The sequence below is a fragment of the Bacillus silvicola genome (assembly GCF_050524305.1).
GTDB lineage: Bacteria > Bacillota > Bacilli > Bacillales > Bacillaceae_G > Bacillus_A > Bacillus_A cereus_AT.
The window spans coordinates 969,639-988,984 of sequence record NZ_JBNGVC010000012.1; the positions used below are offsets into that span (position 1 = coordinate 969,639).

Below are 19,346 nucleotides of genomic sequence, written 5' to 3' on the forward strand. Positions count from 1 at the left end.
GACCATTTCCACTAATTATAATCCCTCACCAATCGGGATTAAGTTTCTATATACAGGAGTTGAAACAGCATGAGCATGAAATTAGTCATTCTCGGCTTGCTACTCGAAGGGGATAAACATCCATATGAAGTGCAGCACATCATGAAAGAAAGACAAATGGATTGTTATATTAAATATGCAAAAGGATCACTTTACTACGCCTTCGAGCAATTAGAAAAGCAAGGTGCAATTAGTATTACAACTATTGTTCGAGATACCAATAGACCTGATAAAACAATCTTTCATATAACAGAAGAAGGAAAACGGTTATTTCACACGTTACTATTAAAACAATTCGAAGCAAAAAATCAAATATATAAACCAATTTATTCAGCACTCTCTTTCGCTCATTTTGGTGATGATCAAGAGTTAATTCCTATTTTAGAAAAGAAGAAAAATGATACCGTTCAATATTTACATAAAATGCAAACTATTTATGATTGTAGCAAAGGAAAAATTCCACGTGCACAACTATATATTTTGCAAAGCGTTATTGAACATATTACAGTTGAATTGCAATGGTTAAACACCCTCCTTACAGATGCAGTTGCAGGGCGACTTTCAGAAATTGATATAGATGAAGGTTAAGCTTGTAAAGAAGAGACTGTAAAAAGACAATAAAGTTATTTAATTTTAAAACCTAAGATAAACATACCCCCGTTCTAATTTAGGACGGGGGTATCATATAGTTGTTTAATTTTCGATATAGGATACTTCACTGTGCTCAAAAATATAACAATAAAATCGTTTGAAAATCTAAGATTTATTCAACAATAGTGTCCTATAATAGAATTTCGTTTCTTAAAATTCTATATAAAAAGGTTGTTGATTTTCATCCAAACTGTATTCAATTCTTTGTCTAAAATTCATAAAACTCACCATTTCTAACGCCTGTTCAATAGGATAAAACCCTACTTCCAAACTTTCTGGTGTAGTCGTTAATTTACCGCCAACTGGTCTAGCTAAAAATAACGTATTACATATTGAATGGTTCACATTTTGAAATACTCCACAAAATTTTAAAACTTCAATATCAATACCCGTTTCCTCTTTAGTTTCCCTTATTGCAGCATCTTTCAAAGACTCTCCTTCTTCAACTTGTCCACCTGGCATTTCCCACCCTCTTTTAGGTCCCTTGATTAATAGGATTTCTTTTTGTTCATTCATTACAATTGTCGCTGCTGAAACTATATGTTTTGGCGGTGAATAAATATTTTGTGTACTTTGTTCCAATTGAAATTCCCCGTTTCTATAAACTTAGTATATGCATCTTTATATAGCTATTTTGTTCTTTTTTTGTGATAACTTACTATTTCAAAATGAACTATCCAATTCCCTTCCTTATTCCAGAATATGGACCGGTTCTTAAATAACATAACTAGCATCTTATCCCTGTACAAGTACACAATTCTTTATAAGTTTAATCCAATTCCCCCCTCATAACTAGTCAGAAAAATAAGAATAATAAAAATAAAAAACTTTGGAATTTTCTTATTTTAAAACAGTAGACAAAATTCTAAAAATTGTGTTAGAATTTGTTTCAATATCATATCGCTTGTTAAATTCCTTTCAAAAGGAAAATGGGTACACGAACATTTTGTTTCGTGTTTAAAAGGGAAGCTTGGTGAAACTCCAACACGGTCCCGCCACTGTAAATGCTGAGATTTCTTTTCTATACCACTGTGAAAACGGGAAGGTGAAAGAAATTATATGAAGCATAAGTCAGGAGACCTGCCTGTTTTAGCAACACTGATAGATTCACGGATGATGATGAGGTGTTAAAACAAAAAGGAAGGCTTATTTTCTATGCCTTTGTACTTTTTGTTATAGGTATTTCCTAGTAAACGGAAATGCTTACTTTCAATTAGGGAGGAATTTGAAATGGCAATTCAAACAAGTAATTTAGGTTATCCACGTATCGGACTACAACGAGAGTGGAAAAAAACATTGGAAGCTTTTTGGTCCAATAAAATCGATGAAGAACAATTTTTAACAACAATGAAAGAAATTCGCCTTCAACACGTTAAAGCACAGCAAGAAAAAGGGATTGAACTCATTCCAATTGGCGATTTTACATATTATGATCACGTTTTGGATACTGCTTATATGCTAGGATTTATTCCATCACGTTTTTCTGAGTTTACATCTTACCTTGATGTATATTTCGCAATGGCGCGTGGCTCTAAAGATCACGTAGCTTCCGAAATGACAAAATGGTTTAATACAAACTATCATTATATCGTTCCTGAATATGAAGAGGGATTACAAATCTCTTTAAAAGATAATCGTCCACTTCGCTTATATGAAGAGGCAAAACAAGAATTGGGAGTAGATGGAAAGCCTGTTATTTTAGGACCATATACTTTCTTAAAATTAGCGAAAGGCTATACACAAGAGCAATTTGCTACGATTTTAAACCAATTAGTTGCACCTTACGTACAACTAATTTCAGAACTACATGCAGCTGGTGCACAAATCATTCAAGTTGATGAACCGATTTTCGCTTCTTTAACGAAAGAAGAAATTCAACATGCAAAAGAAATTTACGAAGCTATTCGTAAAGAAGTTCCAAATGCGACTCTTCTTTTACAAACATATTTTGATAGTGTAGAAGAAAACTATGAAGAAATCATTACATTCCCTGTATCTGGTATTGGATTAGATTTCGTTCATGGTAAAGAAGGAAATCTAAATGCTATTTCAAAATATGGATTCCCAGCTGATAAAATTTTAGCTGTCGGTTGTATAGATGGCCGTAACATTTGGAGAGCTGACCTTGATGAAGTTCTTACGTTATTTACAACGCTACAAAAACAAGTCCAAACGAAAGATTTCATCGTTCAGCCTTCTTGTAGCTTATTGCATACACCAATCGATAAAACAGAAGAAACTCACTTATCGACTGAGCTATTTGATGCGCTAGCATTTGCAAATCAAAAATTAGAAGAGTTAGTTCTTATTCATTCTGCTCTAACTCAAGGTACAGAAAGCCTTAGTAATGAGCTAGAAACATACCGAAACGTACATCATACAATTCGTTCATCTGCTGCACGTAACCGAGAAGATGTTAAAGCAGCACGAACAGCATTAAAAGAAGAAGATTTTTCACGTCCTCTTCCATTTGAAAAACGATATGAATTACAACAAGTCGCACTTCAGTTACCGTTGTTACCAACAACAACTATCGGTAGCTTCCCGCAAACAACAGAAGTTCGTCAAACGCGAAAAGAATGGCGTAACGGTGTTATTTCAAATGAACAATATGAACAATTTATTGAAAAAGAGACAGAAAAATGGATTCGTTACCAAGAAGAAATTGGTCTTGATGTTCTTGTCCATGGTGAATTTGAAAGAACTGACATGGTTGAATATTTCGGCGAGCGCCTTGCTGGTTTCTCCTTTACTAAAAACGGATGGGTACAATCATACGGTTCTCGTTGCGTAAAACCACCTGTTATTTATGGCGATGTTGCCTTTATAAATGGAATGACTATTAAAGAAACTGTATATGCACAAAGCTTAACAGAGAAAGTAGTAAAAGGTATGCTCACTGGACCTGTCACTATTCTAAATTGGTCATTCGTTCGAAATGATATTTCACGAAAAGAAGTTTCATATCAAATTGCACTAGCACTTCGTCATGAAATTGAATTACTTGAATCTTCCGGAATAAGAGTAATCCAAGTCGATGAGCCCGCACTTCGTGAAGGTATGCCGTTAAAAGAGAAAGATTGGGATGCATACATTACATGGGCAGTTCAATCATTCCTTTTAGCAACATCTTCTGTAGCAAACGAAACACAAATTCACACCCATATGTGTTACAGTAACTTCGAAGATATTGTAGATGCCATTCGTGCGTTAGATGCAGATGTTATTTCTATCGAAACATCAAGAAGTCATGGAGAATTTATTGATACATTAAAACATACAACATATGAAAAAGGAATTGGTCTAGGTGTATATGACATTCATAGTCCACGTGTCCCAAGTAAAGATGAGATGTTCGCAATCGTGGAACAATCTTTACAAGTATGTGATCCTAAATATTTCTGGATTAATCCAGACTGTGGTTTAAAAACTAGAAGAGCGGAAGAAGTTATTCCGGCTTTAGAACACATGGTGCAAGCAGCAAAAGATGCTCGTTCCCTTTTAAAAACAAACGCATAACAAAAATGGGTTATCCTCCAAAAGGATAACCCATTTTTTATACTTTACTTTCAAAAAAGAATTCATATTGTATTTTATATAATTCATCATCCGTTGGCTCTTCAAGAGGAATTGCCTGTAATACAACGGTATACTCACCATTTGGAATAGGGATCTGAAATTTATTTGAAAGAATACTCGTTACAACGATACATTCATTTTCAACTGTAAAAGGAACCGCAACCGTTCTAATCACTTCTTCTTTCTCAATATGTTTTCCACAAGTTACTTTTACTTCACAAGTATAATCAGAGAGTGCTTCAAAAATAACAGTTCCATCCGCCTTAGCATAACCTCTTTCAAAATCTTCATCTGTCCAATCTACGTAAGGCTGCTCACCGTCATAGTTCATCAACATTAATTGTGAATAAGAAATTGTTAACTCCATAGTTCCCTTCTCCTTCATTATGAAATATGCAACTACTACTTCACTTCAAATTTCACACGCGTACCATCTGGATATTTGTCTAGCTTATTCCCTACCCAAGAACCTGCACCGCGGTTATCTGCTGGACTTATATATTCAATATGAGCTCCTTTTCCGCCTTCCTTACACATCGCCATCGGCCATTCATCGCGATCATAACCTTTCTTCGTCGGATATGGCGCTAACGATAATTTCCTTCTATCCGCTGCACCATTACGATCAATTGTACACATTTCTGAATGCCCTTCTTTTATAGCATCCGCTATATGTTTCCCGGTCTCTGGATATCGTTCTTTCGGGAACTCTAAAATTTGATCATACGTAGTTGTTTTTTTAGTACTTGTCTCCTCTGGCACAAGTACTTCATATACTGCTACCAAAAGAGAAAGAATTGCAATAATTGAAATGATAATACCTTTTAATTGCTTCATGTGTACCTCCGTGTTCCTACCAATTTCTTTTCCTCAGCTATTATAACAAACTTCTTCTATGTATGTTTTCAGACATTATTTTAGCTCTTCCTCTCCATTCCGCCAAAAACATTCATTTTTCCTCATCTTTTCACTAATGCTGTAGAAAACTAATAACCTTCCGACATTCTTTTTCAAAGGAAGTCCTCATAAAAGATTGAAATGATATATACGATACTTTTTGGGGAGGAAATATCATGGAAGCTATTTATAAAACGAAAGATGTTACAAATAAAACAGGTATCCCAAAACATATAGTCCGAAAATATAGCCAACTCTTAGAGGAACACGGTTATATCATTTCAAAAACAGCTGATGCTCGTATTTATAAATTGGATGATTTAAAACTATTAAAATCTATACATGAAAGAGCTGCTACATTACAAGAAGATATTTCAGAAACAATACCTATTATTTTAAAAGAAAAAGAGGCCCCACCTGTACCTGTTATTCAAGATAAGCAAGAAATACAACCAAAAGAAAAAGAAGATGGGCGTAACTTTGAGGAGTTCATGTTAAAACTTGAAATGCTTGCTCAATTAAATGAAGCAATTATTCATCAAAACTCTACTCTCATTACACAAAATCGTTTAAAAGACGAGAAATTAGATGAACTTATGCAACAAGTTTATGTAAAGGAAGGATCTCAAGAAAAAATGTTACAAGATCTAGTTGATCACGCCGCTCAAACAGATGCACTTCAGAAAGAAAAGATGGACTTATTAATGAATCATATGTATAAGCGAGAATCTAAACAAGAAGAAAAAATGAATAAACTTGTCCATCAAATTTACAATAAAGACAGCAGCCGTGATGCACAACTTATGCAAGTTATTCGCGAAATTCAAGAAACAAAAAAATTAGTCGCCGCCTCAAAAGAGCAAAGCTTCTTTCAATCATTTAGAAGTTTATTCATTCGAACAAAACAAGAAAAAACAAATGAATAAACTTCTGTATATTTTCTAATGCACAATAAAATAAAAAGTTACCTTCTACCGGTAACTTTTATTCCTTATATCGTACAGCTGGCAATATAATAATAGCTTCAGTTCCTTTTCCGCTTTCACTTTTATATTCCAATGTACCATTATGCGCTTGTAAAATACTAAATGTTACCATAAGACCTAATCCTGTTCCTTTTTCTTTTAAAGAATAATACGGTTGTCCAAGCCTTGCTAACTGTTCTTTTGTCATCCCAACGCCACTATCTTTAACTCTTATTATTATCATTTCATCTTTTTGAATAGCCGTGACTTTTAAATACCCTTTGTTTCCTTGAATTGCTTCAATACCATTTTTAACAACATTCATAATAGCTTGCTTCAATTTCGTTTTATCACCGATAGTATAAAGGCTCTCAGAAATCTCAACTTGCAAATAAACGCCCTGCATCGCCGCAAACGATGACATAAGCGTTGTCATTTCAATTAATTGTGCTGATAAACAAATATGTTCTTTTTTTTCAATTTGAGGCCTTGCCAAATTTAAATAATCTGAAATAATCTGTTCAGCACGATCCAGTTCAGCTAATACGAGACGCATATAATCTTTGTTTTTTACGTCTTCCGTACTCTCTAACAATTGAATAAACCCACGTACCACAGTGAGCGGATTTCGAACTTCATGTGCAACACTTGCAGCTAACTCACTTACAATATTAAGTTTTTCTGATTTTTGCATTTCTGTACGTAATAATGCATTTTCGTTTAAATACTCAGTCAAATACACTTGAAACACCATTGTCATAACCATGATAAGTGATGCAAATATATACCCACTATATAGATTAGATATGTACGGTGTAAAACCTGTTTCTAAAAGGACATTCAACATCCCAAATACTAATGAAACAAGAACATAAAATGATGCAATCATAAAAGCTATTATTAACTTCTTATCTCTTGAAAAAAGAGACCATTTCTTTGACAAAAACAATGGAATTATTGAAAGAAATATAACTTCTACGATAGGTAACCAACTGAGCCCCTTAACAATCCATTCATATGCAACAAAAATAATGGCAGGGATGAGCCCAACAATCCCACCATATAAAAAGCCACTAACAATTGGGATTGGATGAAAATTGTATCCACAAATGGTACCAAAACAAATAGAGTATGTCATGGAGAGAACGAGTGTAACGCTAGATAAAAACATAATAAAGTAGCGATTAGGCTTCGGAAGCATTTCTTGATAGCGATTTAAACGAATCGCTTCATATAAAAATAGTGGTAAAATAATGATGGCAATTTGGATCATTAAATCACGAATCAGCTCCATAGCCTCTCATCCCCTATATGTATTTTGATATGATTATATCATTTTATAAGTTGATTTGTTTTAAAATTTTGATTTTTCTTAACATATTTGTTAATTATTTGTTAACAACTAATAATAAATGTTACAGATTTCCGAAATGATTGTAAACCCTGTACCAAATTTCCTTCATGCAGTATACAATGAATACGGATTACAAAGAAATTAAAAAACACTTCACTAGACGGACAACTATCGCAAAATACAGCATATAATCCATACTATCTATGTTTACAAATAAGTGATCATTACTTTAGTAGGAGGAAGATAAAAATGGCGGGTACTACGCTTGTTTTAAAAGAAGAAAATTTGGTTGTGCTAGAAAACGTTGAAAAATCAGTATACGAAGAACTGCAACATAAAGCAGGGGAAGATAACTGCACATGTGCTGTAAATGAATCCGTTGTCCATCTCGGCAAAGTATCTTCCGTACTTTGGAACGAAGATGAAATAGATTGGGAATACGGTTATTAAAAAGTCGCTTTCAGCGGCTTTTTTCTTTTCTCTCTTTCTAAATAACATATGCAAAGCGTAATCATAGAAAATATGATAAAATGGACTTAATTTTCAAACGGAAGAAAGGGAGATACAATGGAACAATTCATTAATCCTAGAGTGAAGGACATCCAAATTTCTGGAATTCGCCAGTTTTCTAATATGATTCAAAGCTATGATAATCTTATCTCTTTAACAATTGGGCAACCCGATTTCCCTACACCTTCTCTAGTAAAAGAAGCAGCTAAACGGGCCATTACAGAAAATTATACAAGCTATACACATAACGCTGGTTTACTAGAATTACGCAAGGCAGCTTGTAACTTTGTAAAGGACAACTACAATTTACATTATTCACCTGAAAACGAAACCATTGTTACAATCGGTGCTAGTGAAGCGATCGATGTTGCATTCCGAACTATTTTAGAACCAGGAACGGAAGTAATTTTACCTGCTCCTATTTACCCTGGTTACGAGCCGATTATTCGACTATGTGGTGCAACTCCTATTTTTATAGATGTTCGTGAAACTGGATTTCGTTTAACAGCTGAAGCATTGCAAAATGCAATTACAGAACGAACAAGATGCGTCGTTTTACCGTATCCTTCTAATCCAACTGGTGTTACCTTATCAAAAGAAGAATTAGAAGATATTGTATCTGTCTTAAAAGATAAAAATATTTTCGTTCTTTCTGATGAAATTTATAGTGAACTTGTATATGAAGAAAAACACACATCTATCGCTCATTTCCCAGAAATACGTGATAAGGCGATTGTCATTAACGGATTATCAAAATCACATTCTATGACCGGCTGGCGTATCGGACTTTTATTTGCTCCAGAATATTTAGCAAAACACATATTAAAAGTTCATCAATACAATGTTACATGTGCTACTTCAATCGCTCAATATGCTGCAATCGAAGCTTTAACAGCTGCTAAAGATGCCCCGAAGATGATGCGCTATCAATACAAAAAACGCCGTGATTACGTATATAATAGACTCATTCAAATGGGTTTAACGGTTGAGAAACCAACAGGTGCATTTTATTTATTCCCATATGTTGGACATTTAACATCTTCATCATTTAATTTTGCACTTGATCTTGTAAAAGAAGCCGGGCTAGCCGTTGTTCCTGGGACAGCATTTTCGGAATACGGTGAAGGCTACCTTCGCCTTTCCTATGCTTATAGCATCGAAACTTTAAAAGAAGGCTGTGACCGTTTAGAAGCCTTTCTAAAGCAAAAAGCTAAGAGTTAAACTCTTAGCTTTTTTCATGCATAACGATCACAAGTTTGACGCTTCAGTAATTTATGTGGAATAATGATACACTTTGCAGTTGACTCCGCATTCTCTACTTTATCAACTAAAGCTTTTGCTGCTTCATATCCTAGCTGATATATATTCACATCAACTGTCGAAAGCGGAGGACTCGCAATTTCTGATAATAAAGCATTATTAAAGCTTACAATAGAAACATCCTTCGGTACAACGAATCCTTTTTTAGAAAGTGCGCTTAATACACCAAGTCCAATTAAATCATCCGTTGCCATAATTGCCGTCGGTGGTTGCTTCAGTCCCATTAACTCCTCAACAGCTTGTTGACCACTTTCCCTTGAAAAATCAAAATGTAAAATATACTCTTTCGGTAATACAATGTCTGCTAGTTTTAAAGCATCACTCATACCGGCTAAACGATCTCTCGTTACAAGTAAATCTGATCCACCACCAATGAACGCGATCTGTTTATGGCCTAGTGAAATTAAATATTCTGCTACTTCTCTTGCAGCCGTATAATTGTCATTATCTACATATGTAATTTCATCTTTTCGATCATATGGTTTTCCAATTAAAACGAACGGGAAGTTTTGGTCATGCAAGTATTGAATAATCCGATCGTTCTCTCTTGAATATAAAAGAATAATACCACCGATTTGACGCCCTTGTACCATTTTTACAACACCATTAAAAATTTCATCTTCCGTTTCACCAGTCGACATATAAAGCGCGTACCCTTCTACATGTGCAAATGAACTAATTCCTCTTATAACTTCTGGGAAAAACGGATTTTGAAAAGCTTTACTTGCAGAGCTCGGCATAACAAGACCAAGTGTCTTCGTCGTTTGGTTCGCAAGGTTTCTTGCATTTAAATTTGGATGATACCCTAATTCACTCATTACTTTTCGAACACGGCGCTTTGTCTTTTCACTTATACTTGGATTATCAGCAATTACACGAGAAACAGTTGATGGTGCTACGTTCGCCTTCTTCGCCACATCTTTAATTGTAACTGTCATAAAAATCCCCTCCTTTCACGTCTCTGCCATTTTCATATATTTTATCCCGCTATTTGCCGGGCAGTAAGACCCCCACCTCAAAATTCAGCGAAAGCAAAGAAGTTAGGTGTGGGGTCGGGCTGCCCGTAAAAGCCCGATTGGTGAAGGCTAATAATCAGTGGGGATGAACAACAACCCCACTGATTAAAGCTTCACTTTATCTTGCACTCGTTGCAAGTCATAGGGTAAGTCATAAACTTTCATTTATTTATTCTATCTTGCAAAACTTATCATATTCTCCCTCTCCATGTATTGTAAGGGATATAGCTCTTTTTTCCTATACTATAATATACTATTTATTTCACTTCTTTTCATATGCGATGTCAAATCTCTTTTCATCTCTCTATAAATTTTTTTATAGAGAGATGAAAAGAAAAATGGGACATAATGTCCCATTTCTCATCCTTTCGTACCTCCAGCTGTTAAACCAGAAATAAAGTATTTTTGTAGTGATAAGAATAAAATCGAAATCGGGATTGCAATTAATACCGAACCGGCTGCAAACGTTGTAAATTCATTACCAAATTTCTTCGCTACCATTTCATAGAGTCCAACTGCTAAAGTATAATTTTCCGGTGTGCGCAAAATAATACTCGCTAAAATGAAATCTGTAAATGGACCGATGAAAGTGAATAACGCTACAACTGCCACGATTGGCTTTGCAAGTGGCATAATGATTTGCCAAAAAATACGGAAATGTCCAGCTCCATCCATACGAGCTGATTCATCCAACTCTTTCGGAATCGTATCAAAATACCCTTTCATAAGCCATGTATTCATAGGGATTGCTCCGCCTACATAAATTAAAATTAATGCAAGATGTGTATCGATTAATCCTGTTAACTGCGCTAATACGTATAGTGCGATTAACGCTGCAAAGTTCGGAATCATTTGCAGAATTAAAAATGTTAATAAACCATTCTTTCTTCCAACAAAACGATATCTCGAAAATGCATAAGCAGTAAAACTAATTGCTAACACTGAGAAAATCATCGTTAAAACACTTACTTTTAATGTGTTTTTATACCATAGTAAATAATTACTATTCTCTAAATCTAATAACTTACGATAATGATCTAACGTTGCATTTTGCGGAATAATACTTGATCCAGATAAACTATCACCCGGATTAAACGATGAGCCAATAATCCATAATAATGGATAGAAAATGATGGCACACATTACGAAAATAACGAAATAACTTAATGAGAGACGTAACATCTTTTGTCTTTTAATATTCATTTACATCATATCCTCTTCTTGGAATGATTTTGTTCTCTTAAATTGCCATAACGCAACTGTAATAACGATTAACGATAAAATCATTGTAAGAGCTGCGGCTTTCCCGTACTGCGCCGAAGTCATCGTTAACTTATAAATCCATGAAATTAAAATATCTGTTCCACCTGCATCTTGTCCAGCTACAGCAGGACCTCCGCCGTTAAATAGATAGATGATACTAAAGTTATTAAAGTTAAACGTATATTGCGTAATTAATATTGGTGCTGTTGCATATAGAACAAGTGGCAATGTAATTTTACGGAACTGTTGCCAAGCTGTAGCTCCATCTACTGTAGCCGCTTCATATAATTCTCCTGGAATCGATTGCAATATACCTGTCGTCATTGCGAAGACGAACGGGAATCCAAGCCACGTTTGAATCATAATTAAAGCGATTTTTGCCCAAAATGGATCTGTCATCCAAGCAATCTTTTCAATTCCGAATAAAGCTAATACTTGGTTATTAATTGCTCCAAATGTTTCATTAAACATACCAGAGAAGACAAGGATAGACACGAATGCTGGAACAGCCCACGGTAAAATGAAAATTGTTCGAATAACAGCCTTCCCTTTAATCCCAGGCTGATTTACGATAATTGCTAAAAAAATACCAAGTGCAACTTGTAGTGTTGTTGCAACGAATGTCCAAATGACAGTCCAAGAGAATACACTTAAAAATGTCTCTCTCCACATTGGTAATGTGAAAATATCAATAAAGTTTTTAAAGCCCACCCAATCTACTAATTTAGCTGGAGGAGAGTGATATAAATCGTAGTTCGTAAATCCAATTAAAATTACGAAAATGATTGGAAATACAACAACAAAGATAAGCAATAGAAAACCTGGTGAAACCATTAAATATGGAAAACCTTGATCTAATAAGTTACGATATTGCTCTTTTACTGAGTTTAATGGTGTTCCTATGTCACGCTTCTTTCCATTTTGGTATGCATCATATAAGTTAAATGCATATATCCCCAGTCCAAACACTATGACGATAAGTGCCAAAATCCCTTCTACTAATAGAAAGACAGAATGGTCACGTGGAACTTCTGTACCGAGTGTTACAATTCCCCATAACCCCATATTTAACAAATCAGCAAATGCTACAATGAACGAACCTGTTAATACTAGAAAAATAAGACCTTTAACATATTGTTTATTATATAGTTGACCAATGCCTGGAATAATTGATAACATGGTCGCCATTTTCCTATGCTTTGAACCGTTTAACTCTTTTGCTGGCTCCATAGATGTTTGCATGTTCCTTCCCCCTTTTTTCTTCCTACTTGGAAGGGAGAGAATTCGTGCCTCTTATATTCGAGGCACGAATTTCACCTTATTTTTTATTGCTGTGGTTTGCCTCAATATTCCCTTTAATTTGCTTCACTGCATTATCAAGTGCTGCTTTTGGTGCTTCTTTATCTGTAACAACTAACTGAAGAGCGTCTCCAGCTGGTTTCCATACTTCTTGCATTTCCGGAATATTCGGCATTGGAACTCCATTTTCTGATTGAGTTGCAACTGCTTTTGCAGCTTCATTATCTTTAATAATTGGATCTTCCATTACTGATTTTACTGGAGGAATTTCTTTTGTTTTCTCAAATCGAATTTTTGCATTTTCTTCATTAGTTACCCACTCAGTGAATTTTGTAGCTAAATCATTTTGTTTAGAGAAGCTTGTTACATGCCATCCTTTTACCCCAACAAATGTTTTCATCGGTTGACCATTTGGTAATTTCGGCATTGGAGCAACACCATAATCAATTCCGTTCTTTTCCATCGCTTGGAACGCCCACGGTCCGTTCATGATAGACGCTGCTTTTCCTTCATTGAATAATCCGTCAGCAGCAGGGCCACCAGATTCACCAATAATACCTTTCGGGAATAACTTTTCTTTGTACCATTTTTGAAGATATTCAGCACCTTGTACTGCTCCACTATTATTCAATCCAACATCACCTGCATTTGGCTTTCCGTCTTTCTCACCAAATACATATCCGCCCATACCTGCCATAAACGCGTTAGCAAAGTAGAAGTTATCTCCTAATGCTAAAAATCCGTACTTGCCATCCTTCGTAAAGTCTTTTGAGAAGTTAAACAGCTCGTCCATCGTTTCTGGTGCTTTTTGCATTAATTTTTTATTGTAAATAAAAACTGGTGTTTCAATTGCTTTTGGTAAACCATATAATTTTCCGTTATATGTCTGTGCTTCTATTGATAAGTCAGTAAATTTACTCTTCACAGCATCATCTGCTTTTACTTCAGAAAGTAAGCCTTCTGTTACTGCATTTCCAATTTGATCGTGTGGCAATGTTACAACATCCGGCCCCGTCCCCGCAGGTCCATCAAGACGTAACTTCTTCACTTGATCTGTCATTTGCATTTCAACAACTTTAACTTTTACTTTATATTTTTCCTCAAAGCTTTTCACGGCTGGTTCTAAACCAACACCTTTTTTATCATCTTCCCAGACGAGAAGGTCATAATCTTTCTTCTCTTTACTTGCTTCCTTTTTCCCTGAATCTTTCGGTCCACATGCAGATAACATACCGATTGACAATGCTGAAATCGTTAATAGTGATAATGCTTTCTTCATCCCAAAAAACCTCCCTAAATTGTCTATGTACCTAAGAAATTGAAAACGTTTGCATTCGATAGTTTAATAGAAGCGCAAACAATATCATAATCTATGAAAACGTTTGCGCTATTTGTCTATCATTATACATCCTTTTATTCATTTTGCAAATATTAATTTTCAAAATAATCTTCTCATACTCTTTATTCATTGACTTTATATAAAATGAATACTACTCTTATAAGCAATATTAAAGTTATGTGAAAGGAAATCGTTTGCAACATAATCTTTATTATTTCGTTTTAGGTAACAATATGTATAGAGATATTAAAGGGGGATTTTCTATATGCTTAAAGAAGCGATCTATCATAGGCCAAAAGATAATTATGCATACGCTTACGACGAAAAAACAATTCACATCCGAATACACACAAAAAGAGATGATGTTCACAGCGCCGCCCTCATCTACGGTGATCCATACGAATGGCAAGATGGGAAATGGATTTCAGCGAGTACACCGATGAAAAAAACCGGATCTACTGATTTATTTGATTATTGGTCGGTTTCAATCGAACCGAAATTTAAACGCTTACGATATGGATTCGAATTAAAAAACGACGTAGACACTCTTATTTATACAGAACGAGGATTTTTTTCTAACATTCCAAATGACGATGTCGGTAACTTTTTCTGCTTTCCATTCATTCATGCAAAAGACGTTTTCAGGGCACCATCTTGGATTAAAAACACAGTATGGTATCAAATCTTCCCGGAACGATTCGCTAACGGGGATAGCGCAATAAATCCGGCAAACACCCTTCCTTGGGGAAGTGCAGAGCCAACTGCTACTAATTTTTTCGGGGGTGATTTCGCTGGCATTCTTCAAAACCTTGATTACCTTGTGAAGCTTGGAATCTCTGGAATTTATTTCACTCCTATTTTCAAAGCTCATTCGAATCATAAATACGACACAATTGATTACATGGAAATCGACCCACAATTTGGGACGAAAGAAACTTTCAAAGAACTCGTTGAAGCATGTCATAAACGTGGTATAAAAGTAATGCTCGACGCTGTTTTTAATCATAGCGGATACTTCTTCGATAAATTTCAAGACGTGCTGAACCATGGTGAGAATTCCGCCTATAAAGATTGGTTCCATATTCATGAATTTCCAATTATAACTGAGCCGCTTCCTAATTATGATACTTTCGCATTTACACCATATATGCCTAAATTAAATACTGCTCATCCAGATGTAAAAGAATATTTACTTGAAGTAGGTCGTTATTGGGTAAGAGAGTTCCATATAGACGGTTGGCGCCTTGATGTCGCAAATGAAGTCGATCACAGTTTTTGGAGAGAATTCCGTAGTGAAATAAAAGCATTAAATCCTGAAGTATATATTCTAGGAGAAATCTGGCATGATGCACTCCCATGGCTACAAGGGGATCAATTTGATGCTGTAATGAGCTATCCTGTTACAAACGCCCTACTTTCTTACTTTGCTAACGAGTCCATTCATGCGAATGAATTCATGAAACAAATTACAGATTCTCTACATTCCTACTCTATGAATGTAAATGAAGCGGCATTTCATTTATTAGACAGTCATGACACACCTAGAATTTTAGCAACATGTAATGGGGATACAAATAAGTTAAAGTTACTCTATGTATTTCACCTTTCTTTCATCGGTTCTCCTTGTATTTATTATGGTGATGAAATCGGTATGGATGGTGGCATGGATCCTGGTTGTCGTAAATGTATGATATGGGATGAAAAAGAACAAGACACTCTTTTATTCACACATATACAAACATTAATTTCATTACGGAAACAATATAAATCATTTGGAGGACACGGTATTTTTCAATTTATCGAAGCAAATGATGAACATAATTATATTTCTTATACAAAAACATATGAAGATGAGACTATCTTTTTCGTTTTAAATCCTACTAACAGTGAAGTTACAGCTTCACTCCCTCTTCATATTACTGGGAAGAAAATACTTAACATTTATACAAACGAAGAATTTTCAGCGGAAGCAAGTGTATTACAAGTTACACTTCCACCGTACGGATTCTCTATTTTAAAATGGTAATAGAAAAAGCCTTATGCCAGGGTGGCATAAGGCTTTTTCTTATTTCAATTTAAATACCATTGCTTCATACGGTCGTAATATAATATTTTCTATCGATACATTTTCTACGTCATAATTGTGTATTAATAACTCTGATTCGTTATAAATAATGTCCTCAGGTAATTCGAATACACATTCATCCGCAGTGAAGTTTGCAATCACCAGAAGCTTTTCTTCTCCATATGTTCTTACATATGCAAAAATTGAAGGATTATTTTCTAGTATTAAATCGTATGATCCATACACAACTATTTCATTATTTTTACGTAATTCAATCAATTTTTTATAGTAATAAAAAATTGATTCTTCGTCTTGAATCGCCTGTTTCACATTAATTTCTTTGTAGTTAGGGTTTACCGCTATCCAAGGCTCACCCGTTGTGAATCCAGCATGTTTCTTATCATCCCACTGCATTGGCGTTCTAGCATTATCTCGGCCCTTTATATAAATAGATTGCATCACTTTATCTATATTTTCACCGTGCTCTATAACTTTTTCTTTATACATATTTAGCGTTTCAATATCTCGATATTCATCAATGGATTCAAATCGAACGTTAGTCATTCCGATTTCTTCTCCTTGATAAATATACGGTGTCCCCTTCATCATATGAAGTACTGTCGCTAACATTTTCGCTGATTCATTTCGATAAGCTCCATCATTCCCGAAACGTGATACAACACGCGGCTGGTCATGGTTATTCCAATAAAGGCTATTCCAGCCTGTTTGCTCTAATGCTTTTTGCCATTTTGTTAAGTTTTCTTTCAGAGTAAGGAGTGAGCACGGTTTTACATCCCATTTCCCACCTTCTCCAGAATCTAAATCCATATGTTCAAATTGGAATACCATTTGTAGTTCTTTTCTAGCTTCACCTGTATATAATTTAGCCTCTTCTGTCGTTACACCTGGCATTTCCCCAACCGTCATAATGTCATAATGAGACAATACTTCTTCATTCATTTCATGCAAATATTTGTGAATGTTCGGACCGTTCATAAAATGTTTATGCCCTGAAACATATCCTTCTTCATCCGTTTCAACAGCTGGTAAACCTTCTTCTTTAGAAATAAAATTAATAACATCCATACGGAATCCATCAATTCCTTTTTCTAACCAAAACTTCATCATGCCATAAACATCTTGTCTTACCTTTGCATTATCCCAGTTTAAATCTGGTTGTTTTTTAGAAAACAGATGTAGATAATATTCGTCTGTCATTTCATCATATTGCCATGCAGAGCCACTAAACGCTGCTCCCCAGTTATTCGGCTCTTTCCCTTCACTTCCAGGACGCCATATATAATAGTCTCTATATTTATTATCTTTCGATTGACGTGATTCAATAAACCAATTATGTTCATCTGAAGTATGATTAACAACTAAGTCCATCATAAGCTTCATATTACGTTTATGCATTTCATGTAATAGTTCATCCCAATCTTCCATTGTTCCGAACTCATTCATAATTTTACAATAATCACTTATATCATAACCATTATCATCATTTGGAGATTCATAGACTGGTGATAACCAAATTACATCAATACCTAATTCTTTTAAGTAATCTAGCTTTGAAAGAATGCCACGAAGATCCCCTATGCCATCACCGTTACTATCCATAAAACTACGAGGATAAATTTGATATACTACACTTTCTTTCCACCATTGTTTTTCCATTATGCTACCCCATTTCATCTATACTATAATTTTTTCTTTTTTAAGGCGCAAACGTTTTCATTACTGAATGATAACAGATTCTATCTTAATTTAAAATAGCGCTTACAATATTTATTCTTCTTTTTCTAAGAAAACGAGCGAAAGTTACTATATTTTCTTGCAAAAATGAAAACGTTTTATTTTTTTCTAGTGTTTTTATTTCTTTTTTGAATCTATTCGTTTATAATGAACTCAAAGAAAACGTTTGCATAAATTTCTAGGGGGAAATATCATGGCAGAACTTAAATTAGAAAATATTTATAAAATATATGATAATAACGTAACAGCCGTAACAGATTTTAACTTACACATTCAAGATAAAGAATTTATCGTATTCGTTGGTCCTTCTGGGTGCGGAAAATCTACCACATTACGAATGGTAGCTGGCCTTGAAGATATTTCAAAAGGAGAATTTTCAATTGATGGTAAGCTAATGAACGATGTTCCTCCAAAAGATCGAGATATCGCAATGGTCTTCCAAAACTATGCTCTTTATCCGCATATGAGTGTTTATGATAATATGGCATTCGGATTAAAACTTCGAAAAATACCGAAAGATGAAATCGATCGTCGCGTTAACGACGCAGCAAAAATTTTAGGGCTTGAACAATATTTAACTAGAAAACCAAAAGCGTTATCAGGTGGACAACGACAACGTGTTGCATTAGGCAGAGCAATTGTTCGAGACGCAAAAGTTTTCTTAATGGATGAACCATTGTCAAACTTAGATGCAAAACTACGTGTTGCAATGAGATCCGAAATTTCTAAATTACACCACCGCCTTGGCACAACGACAATTTATGTAACACATGATCAAACTGAAGCAATGACAATGGCTTCACGTCTTGTTGTTATGAAAGATGGAAAAATCCAACAAATTGGAACTCCAAAAGAAGTATATGAAACACCTGAAAATATTTTCGTTGGTGGTTTTATCGGTTCACCCGCGATGAATTTCTTCCGCGGAAAATTAACTGAAACCGATTTCGTTATAGACAATTCATTAAAAATCAAAGTATCTGAAGGAAAAATGAAATTATTACGCGAACAAGGCTATGTAAATAAAGAAATTGTTTTAGGTATTCGTCCAGAAGATATTCATGATGAACTATTATTTTTAGAAGCTTCGCAATCTACTACTTTCACAACAAAAATTGAAGTTGCAGAGTTGTTAGGGGCTGAATCTATCTTATATATGAAACTTGGAAATCAAGATTTTGCAGCACGTGTTGATGCAAGACATGCTTTTTCACCTGGAGATCAAATTAAACTTGCATTTGATTTAAATAAAGCGCATTTCTTTGACAGTCAAACCGAACAACGTATTCGTTAA

General features: G+C 34.8%; 16 protein-coding genes and 1 riboswitch. Of the genes, 7 read left to right on the forward strand and 9 right to left on the reverse strand.

Annotated elements, in window-relative coordinates:
- Positions 1-69: 69 nt before the first annotated feature.
- Complete coding sequence (locus tag ACP6L7_RS16855; protein WP_097830857.1) at positions 70-627, forward strand: PadR family transcriptional regulator; 558 nt, start codon at positions 70-72, stop codon at positions 625-627.
- Between the two features lie 213 nt (positions 628-840).
- On the opposite strand, the gene ACP6L7_RS16860 is transcribed toward ACP6L7_RS16855, so the two are convergent.
- Positions 841-1,272, reverse strand: a complete 432-nt coding sequence (locus tag ACP6L7_RS16860) for an NUDIX hydrolase (RefSeq protein ID WP_071746900.1) — start codon at positions 1,270-1,272, stop codon at positions 841-843.
- Positions 1,273-1,604: 332 nt separating this feature from the next.
- Positions 1,605-1,792, forward strand: a riboswitch (cobalamin riboswitch).
- 128 nt (positions 1,793-1,920) lie between these two features.
- Here ACP6L7_RS16860 and metE point away from each other — a divergent pair.
- Positions 1,921-4,209, forward strand: a complete 2,289-nt coding sequence (gene metE, locus ACP6L7_RS16865) for a 5-methyltetrahydropteroyltriglutamate--homocysteine S-methyltransferase (RefSeq protein ID WP_097830856.1) — start codon at positions 1,921-1,923, stop codon at positions 4,207-4,209.
- A gap of 37 nt (positions 4,210-4,246) precedes the next feature.
- Here metE and comJ read toward each other — a convergent pair whose 3' ends face one another.
- Together comJ and nucA are read right to left on the reverse strand one after the other, a co-directional pair.
- A complete protein-coding gene (gene comJ, locus ACP6L7_RS16870) occupies positions 4,247-4,636 on the reverse strand; it encodes a competence protein ComJ (protein ID WP_097830855.1) in 390 nt (129 codons plus the stop codon).
- 35 nt (positions 4,637-4,671) lie between these two features.
- Complete coding sequence (gene nucA / locus ACP6L7_RS16875; RefSeq protein ID WP_000811509.1) at positions 4,672-5,106, reverse strand: DNA-entry nuclease; 435 nt, start codon at positions 5,104-5,106, stop codon at positions 4,672-4,674.
- A 236-nt stretch (positions 5,107-5,342) separates the two neighbouring features.
- On the opposite strand from nucA, the gene ACP6L7_RS16880 reads away from it, so the two are divergent.
- On the forward strand, positions 5,343-6,092 hold the full coding sequence (locus tag ACP6L7_RS16880) for a DUF3967 domain-containing protein (RefSeq protein WP_097830854.1): 750 nt from the start codon (positions 5,343-5,345) through the stop codon (positions 6,090-6,092).
- A gap of 58 nt (positions 6,093-6,150) precedes the next feature.
- On the opposite strand, the gene ACP6L7_RS16885 is transcribed toward ACP6L7_RS16880, so the two are convergent.
- Complete coding sequence (locus ACP6L7_RS16885; protein ID WP_097830853.1) at positions 6,151-7,425, reverse strand: sensor histidine kinase; 1,275 nt, start codon at positions 7,423-7,425, stop codon at positions 6,151-6,153.
- Between the two features lie 309 nt (positions 7,426-7,734).
- On the opposite strand from ACP6L7_RS16885, the gene ACP6L7_RS16890 reads away from it, so the two are divergent.
- Positions 7,735-7,935, forward strand: a complete 201-nt coding sequence (locus ACP6L7_RS16890; protein WP_000929279.1) for a hypothetical protein — start codon at positions 7,735-7,737, stop codon at positions 7,933-7,935.
- Between the two features lie 117 nt (positions 7,936-8,052).
- Positions 8,053-9,216, forward strand: a complete 1,164-nt coding sequence (locus ACP6L7_RS16895) for an aminotransferase A (RefSeq protein ID WP_430529345.1) — start codon at positions 8,053-8,055, stop codon at positions 9,214-9,216.
- A 14-nt stretch (positions 9,217-9,230) separates the two neighbouring features.
- Here the strand turns inward: ACP6L7_RS16895 and malR are convergent, their stop codons facing one another.
- The 4 genes from malR to ACP6L7_RS16915 all read right to left on the reverse strand — a co-directional run bounded on the left by malR (position 9,231) and on the right by ACP6L7_RS16915 (position 14,172).
- On the reverse strand, positions 9,231-10,253 hold the full coding sequence (gene malR / locus ACP6L7_RS16900) for a maltose operon transcriptional repressor MalR (RefSeq protein ID WP_097830851.1): 1,023 nt from the start codon (positions 10,251-10,253) through the stop codon (positions 9,231-9,233).
- A 438-nt stretch (positions 10,254-10,691) separates the two neighbouring features.
- Positions 10,692-11,534: a maltosaccharide ABC transporter permease MalD gene (malD, locus tag ACP6L7_RS16905; RefSeq protein WP_001022595.1), complete on the reverse strand. Its 843-nt coding sequence runs from the start codon at positions 11,532-11,534 to the stop codon at positions 10,692-10,694.
- A complete protein-coding gene (malC, locus tag ACP6L7_RS16910; protein WP_097830850.1) occupies positions 11,535-12,836 on the reverse strand; it encodes a maltosaccharide ABC transporter permease MalC in 1,302 nt (433 codons plus the stop codon). It lies immediately after the preceding gene.
- Between the two features lie 76 nt (positions 12,837-12,912).
- Positions 12,913-14,172 (reverse strand): extracellular solute-binding protein, encoded by a 1,260-nt coding sequence (locus tag ACP6L7_RS16915; RefSeq protein ID WP_097830849.1) that lies wholly within the window; start codon positions 14,170-14,172, stop codon positions 12,913-12,915.
- A 325-nt stretch (positions 14,173-14,497) separates the two neighbouring features.
- On the opposite strand from ACP6L7_RS16915, the gene ACP6L7_RS16920 reads away from it, so the two are divergent.
- Entirely contained in the window at positions 14,498-16,258 is a 1,761-nt protein-coding gene (locus ACP6L7_RS16920; protein WP_097830848.1) for an alpha-glycosidase, read from the forward strand.
- A gap of 39 nt (positions 16,259-16,297) precedes the next feature.
- Here ACP6L7_RS16920 and malL read toward each other — a convergent pair whose 3' ends face one another.
- Positions 16,298-17,974 (reverse strand): oligo-1,6-glucosidase, encoded by a 1,677-nt coding sequence (gene malL, locus ACP6L7_RS16925; RefSeq protein WP_097830847.1) that lies wholly within the window; start codon positions 17,972-17,974, stop codon positions 16,298-16,300.
- 271 nt (positions 17,975-18,245) lie between these two features.
- Between malL and ACP6L7_RS16930 the strand changes: the two genes are divergently transcribed.
- Complete coding sequence (locus ACP6L7_RS16930; protein ID WP_097830846.1) at positions 18,246-19,346, forward strand: ABC transporter ATP-binding protein; 1,101 nt, start codon at positions 18,246-18,248, stop codon at positions 19,344-19,346.

Excerpts from the sequence above, each read along its gene's own strand:
- malC (WP_097830850.1), bottom strand. The coding sequence starts at position 12,836 with ATGCAAACATCTATGGAGCCAGCAAAAGAGTTAAACGGTTCAAAGCAT.
- nucA (WP_000811509.1), bottom strand. The coding sequence starts at position 5,106 with ATGAAGCAATTAAAAGGTATTATCATTTCAATTATTGCAATTCTTTCT.
- ACP6L7_RS16890 (WP_000929279.1), top strand. The coding sequence starts at position 7,735 with ATGGCGGGTACTACGCTTGTTTTAAAAGAAGAAAATTTGGTTGTGCTA.
- ACP6L7_RS16880 (WP_097830854.1), top strand. The coding sequence starts at position 5,343 with ATGGAAGCTATTTATAAAACGAAAGATGTTACAAATAAAACAGGTATC.
- malL (WP_097830847.1), bottom strand. The coding sequence starts at position 17,974 with ATGGAAAAACAATGGTGGAAAGAAAGTGTAGTATATCAAATTTATCCT.
- ACP6L7_RS16920 (WP_097830848.1), top strand. The coding sequence starts at position 14,498 with ATGCTTAAAGAAGCGATCTATCATAGGCCAAAAGATAATTATGCATAC.
- metE (WP_097830856.1), top strand. The coding sequence starts at position 1,921 with ATGGCAATTCAAACAAGTAATTTAGGTTATCCACGTATCGGACTACAA.
- ACP6L7_RS16930 (WP_097830846.1), top strand. The coding sequence starts at position 18,246 with ATGGCAGAACTTAAATTAGAAAATATTTATAAAATATATGATAATAAC.
- comJ (WP_097830855.1), bottom strand. The coding sequence starts at position 4,636 with ATGGAGTTAACAATTTCTTATTCACAATTAATGTTGATGAACTATGAC.
- malD (WP_001022595.1), bottom strand. The coding sequence starts at position 11,534 with ATGAATATTAAAAGACAAAAGATGTTACGTCTCTCATTAAGTTATTTC.
- ACP6L7_RS16855 (WP_097830857.1), top strand. The coding sequence starts at position 70 with ATGAGCATGAAATTAGTCATTCTCGGCTTGCTACTCGAAGGGGATAAA.
- ACP6L7_RS16895 (WP_430529345.1), top strand. The coding sequence starts at position 8,053 with ATGGAACAATTCATTAATCCTAGAGTGAAGGACATCCAAATTTCTGGA.
- malR (WP_097830851.1), bottom strand. The coding sequence starts at position 10,253 with ATGACAGTTACAATTAAAGATGTGGCGAAGAAGGCGAACGTAGCACCA.
- ACP6L7_RS16915 (WP_097830849.1), bottom strand. The coding sequence starts at position 14,172 with ATGAAGAAAGCATTATCACTATTAACGATTTCAGCATTGTCAATCGGT.
- ACP6L7_RS16885 (WP_097830853.1), bottom strand. The coding sequence starts at position 7,425 with ATGGAGCTGATTCGTGATTTAATGATCCAAATTGCCATCATTATTTTA.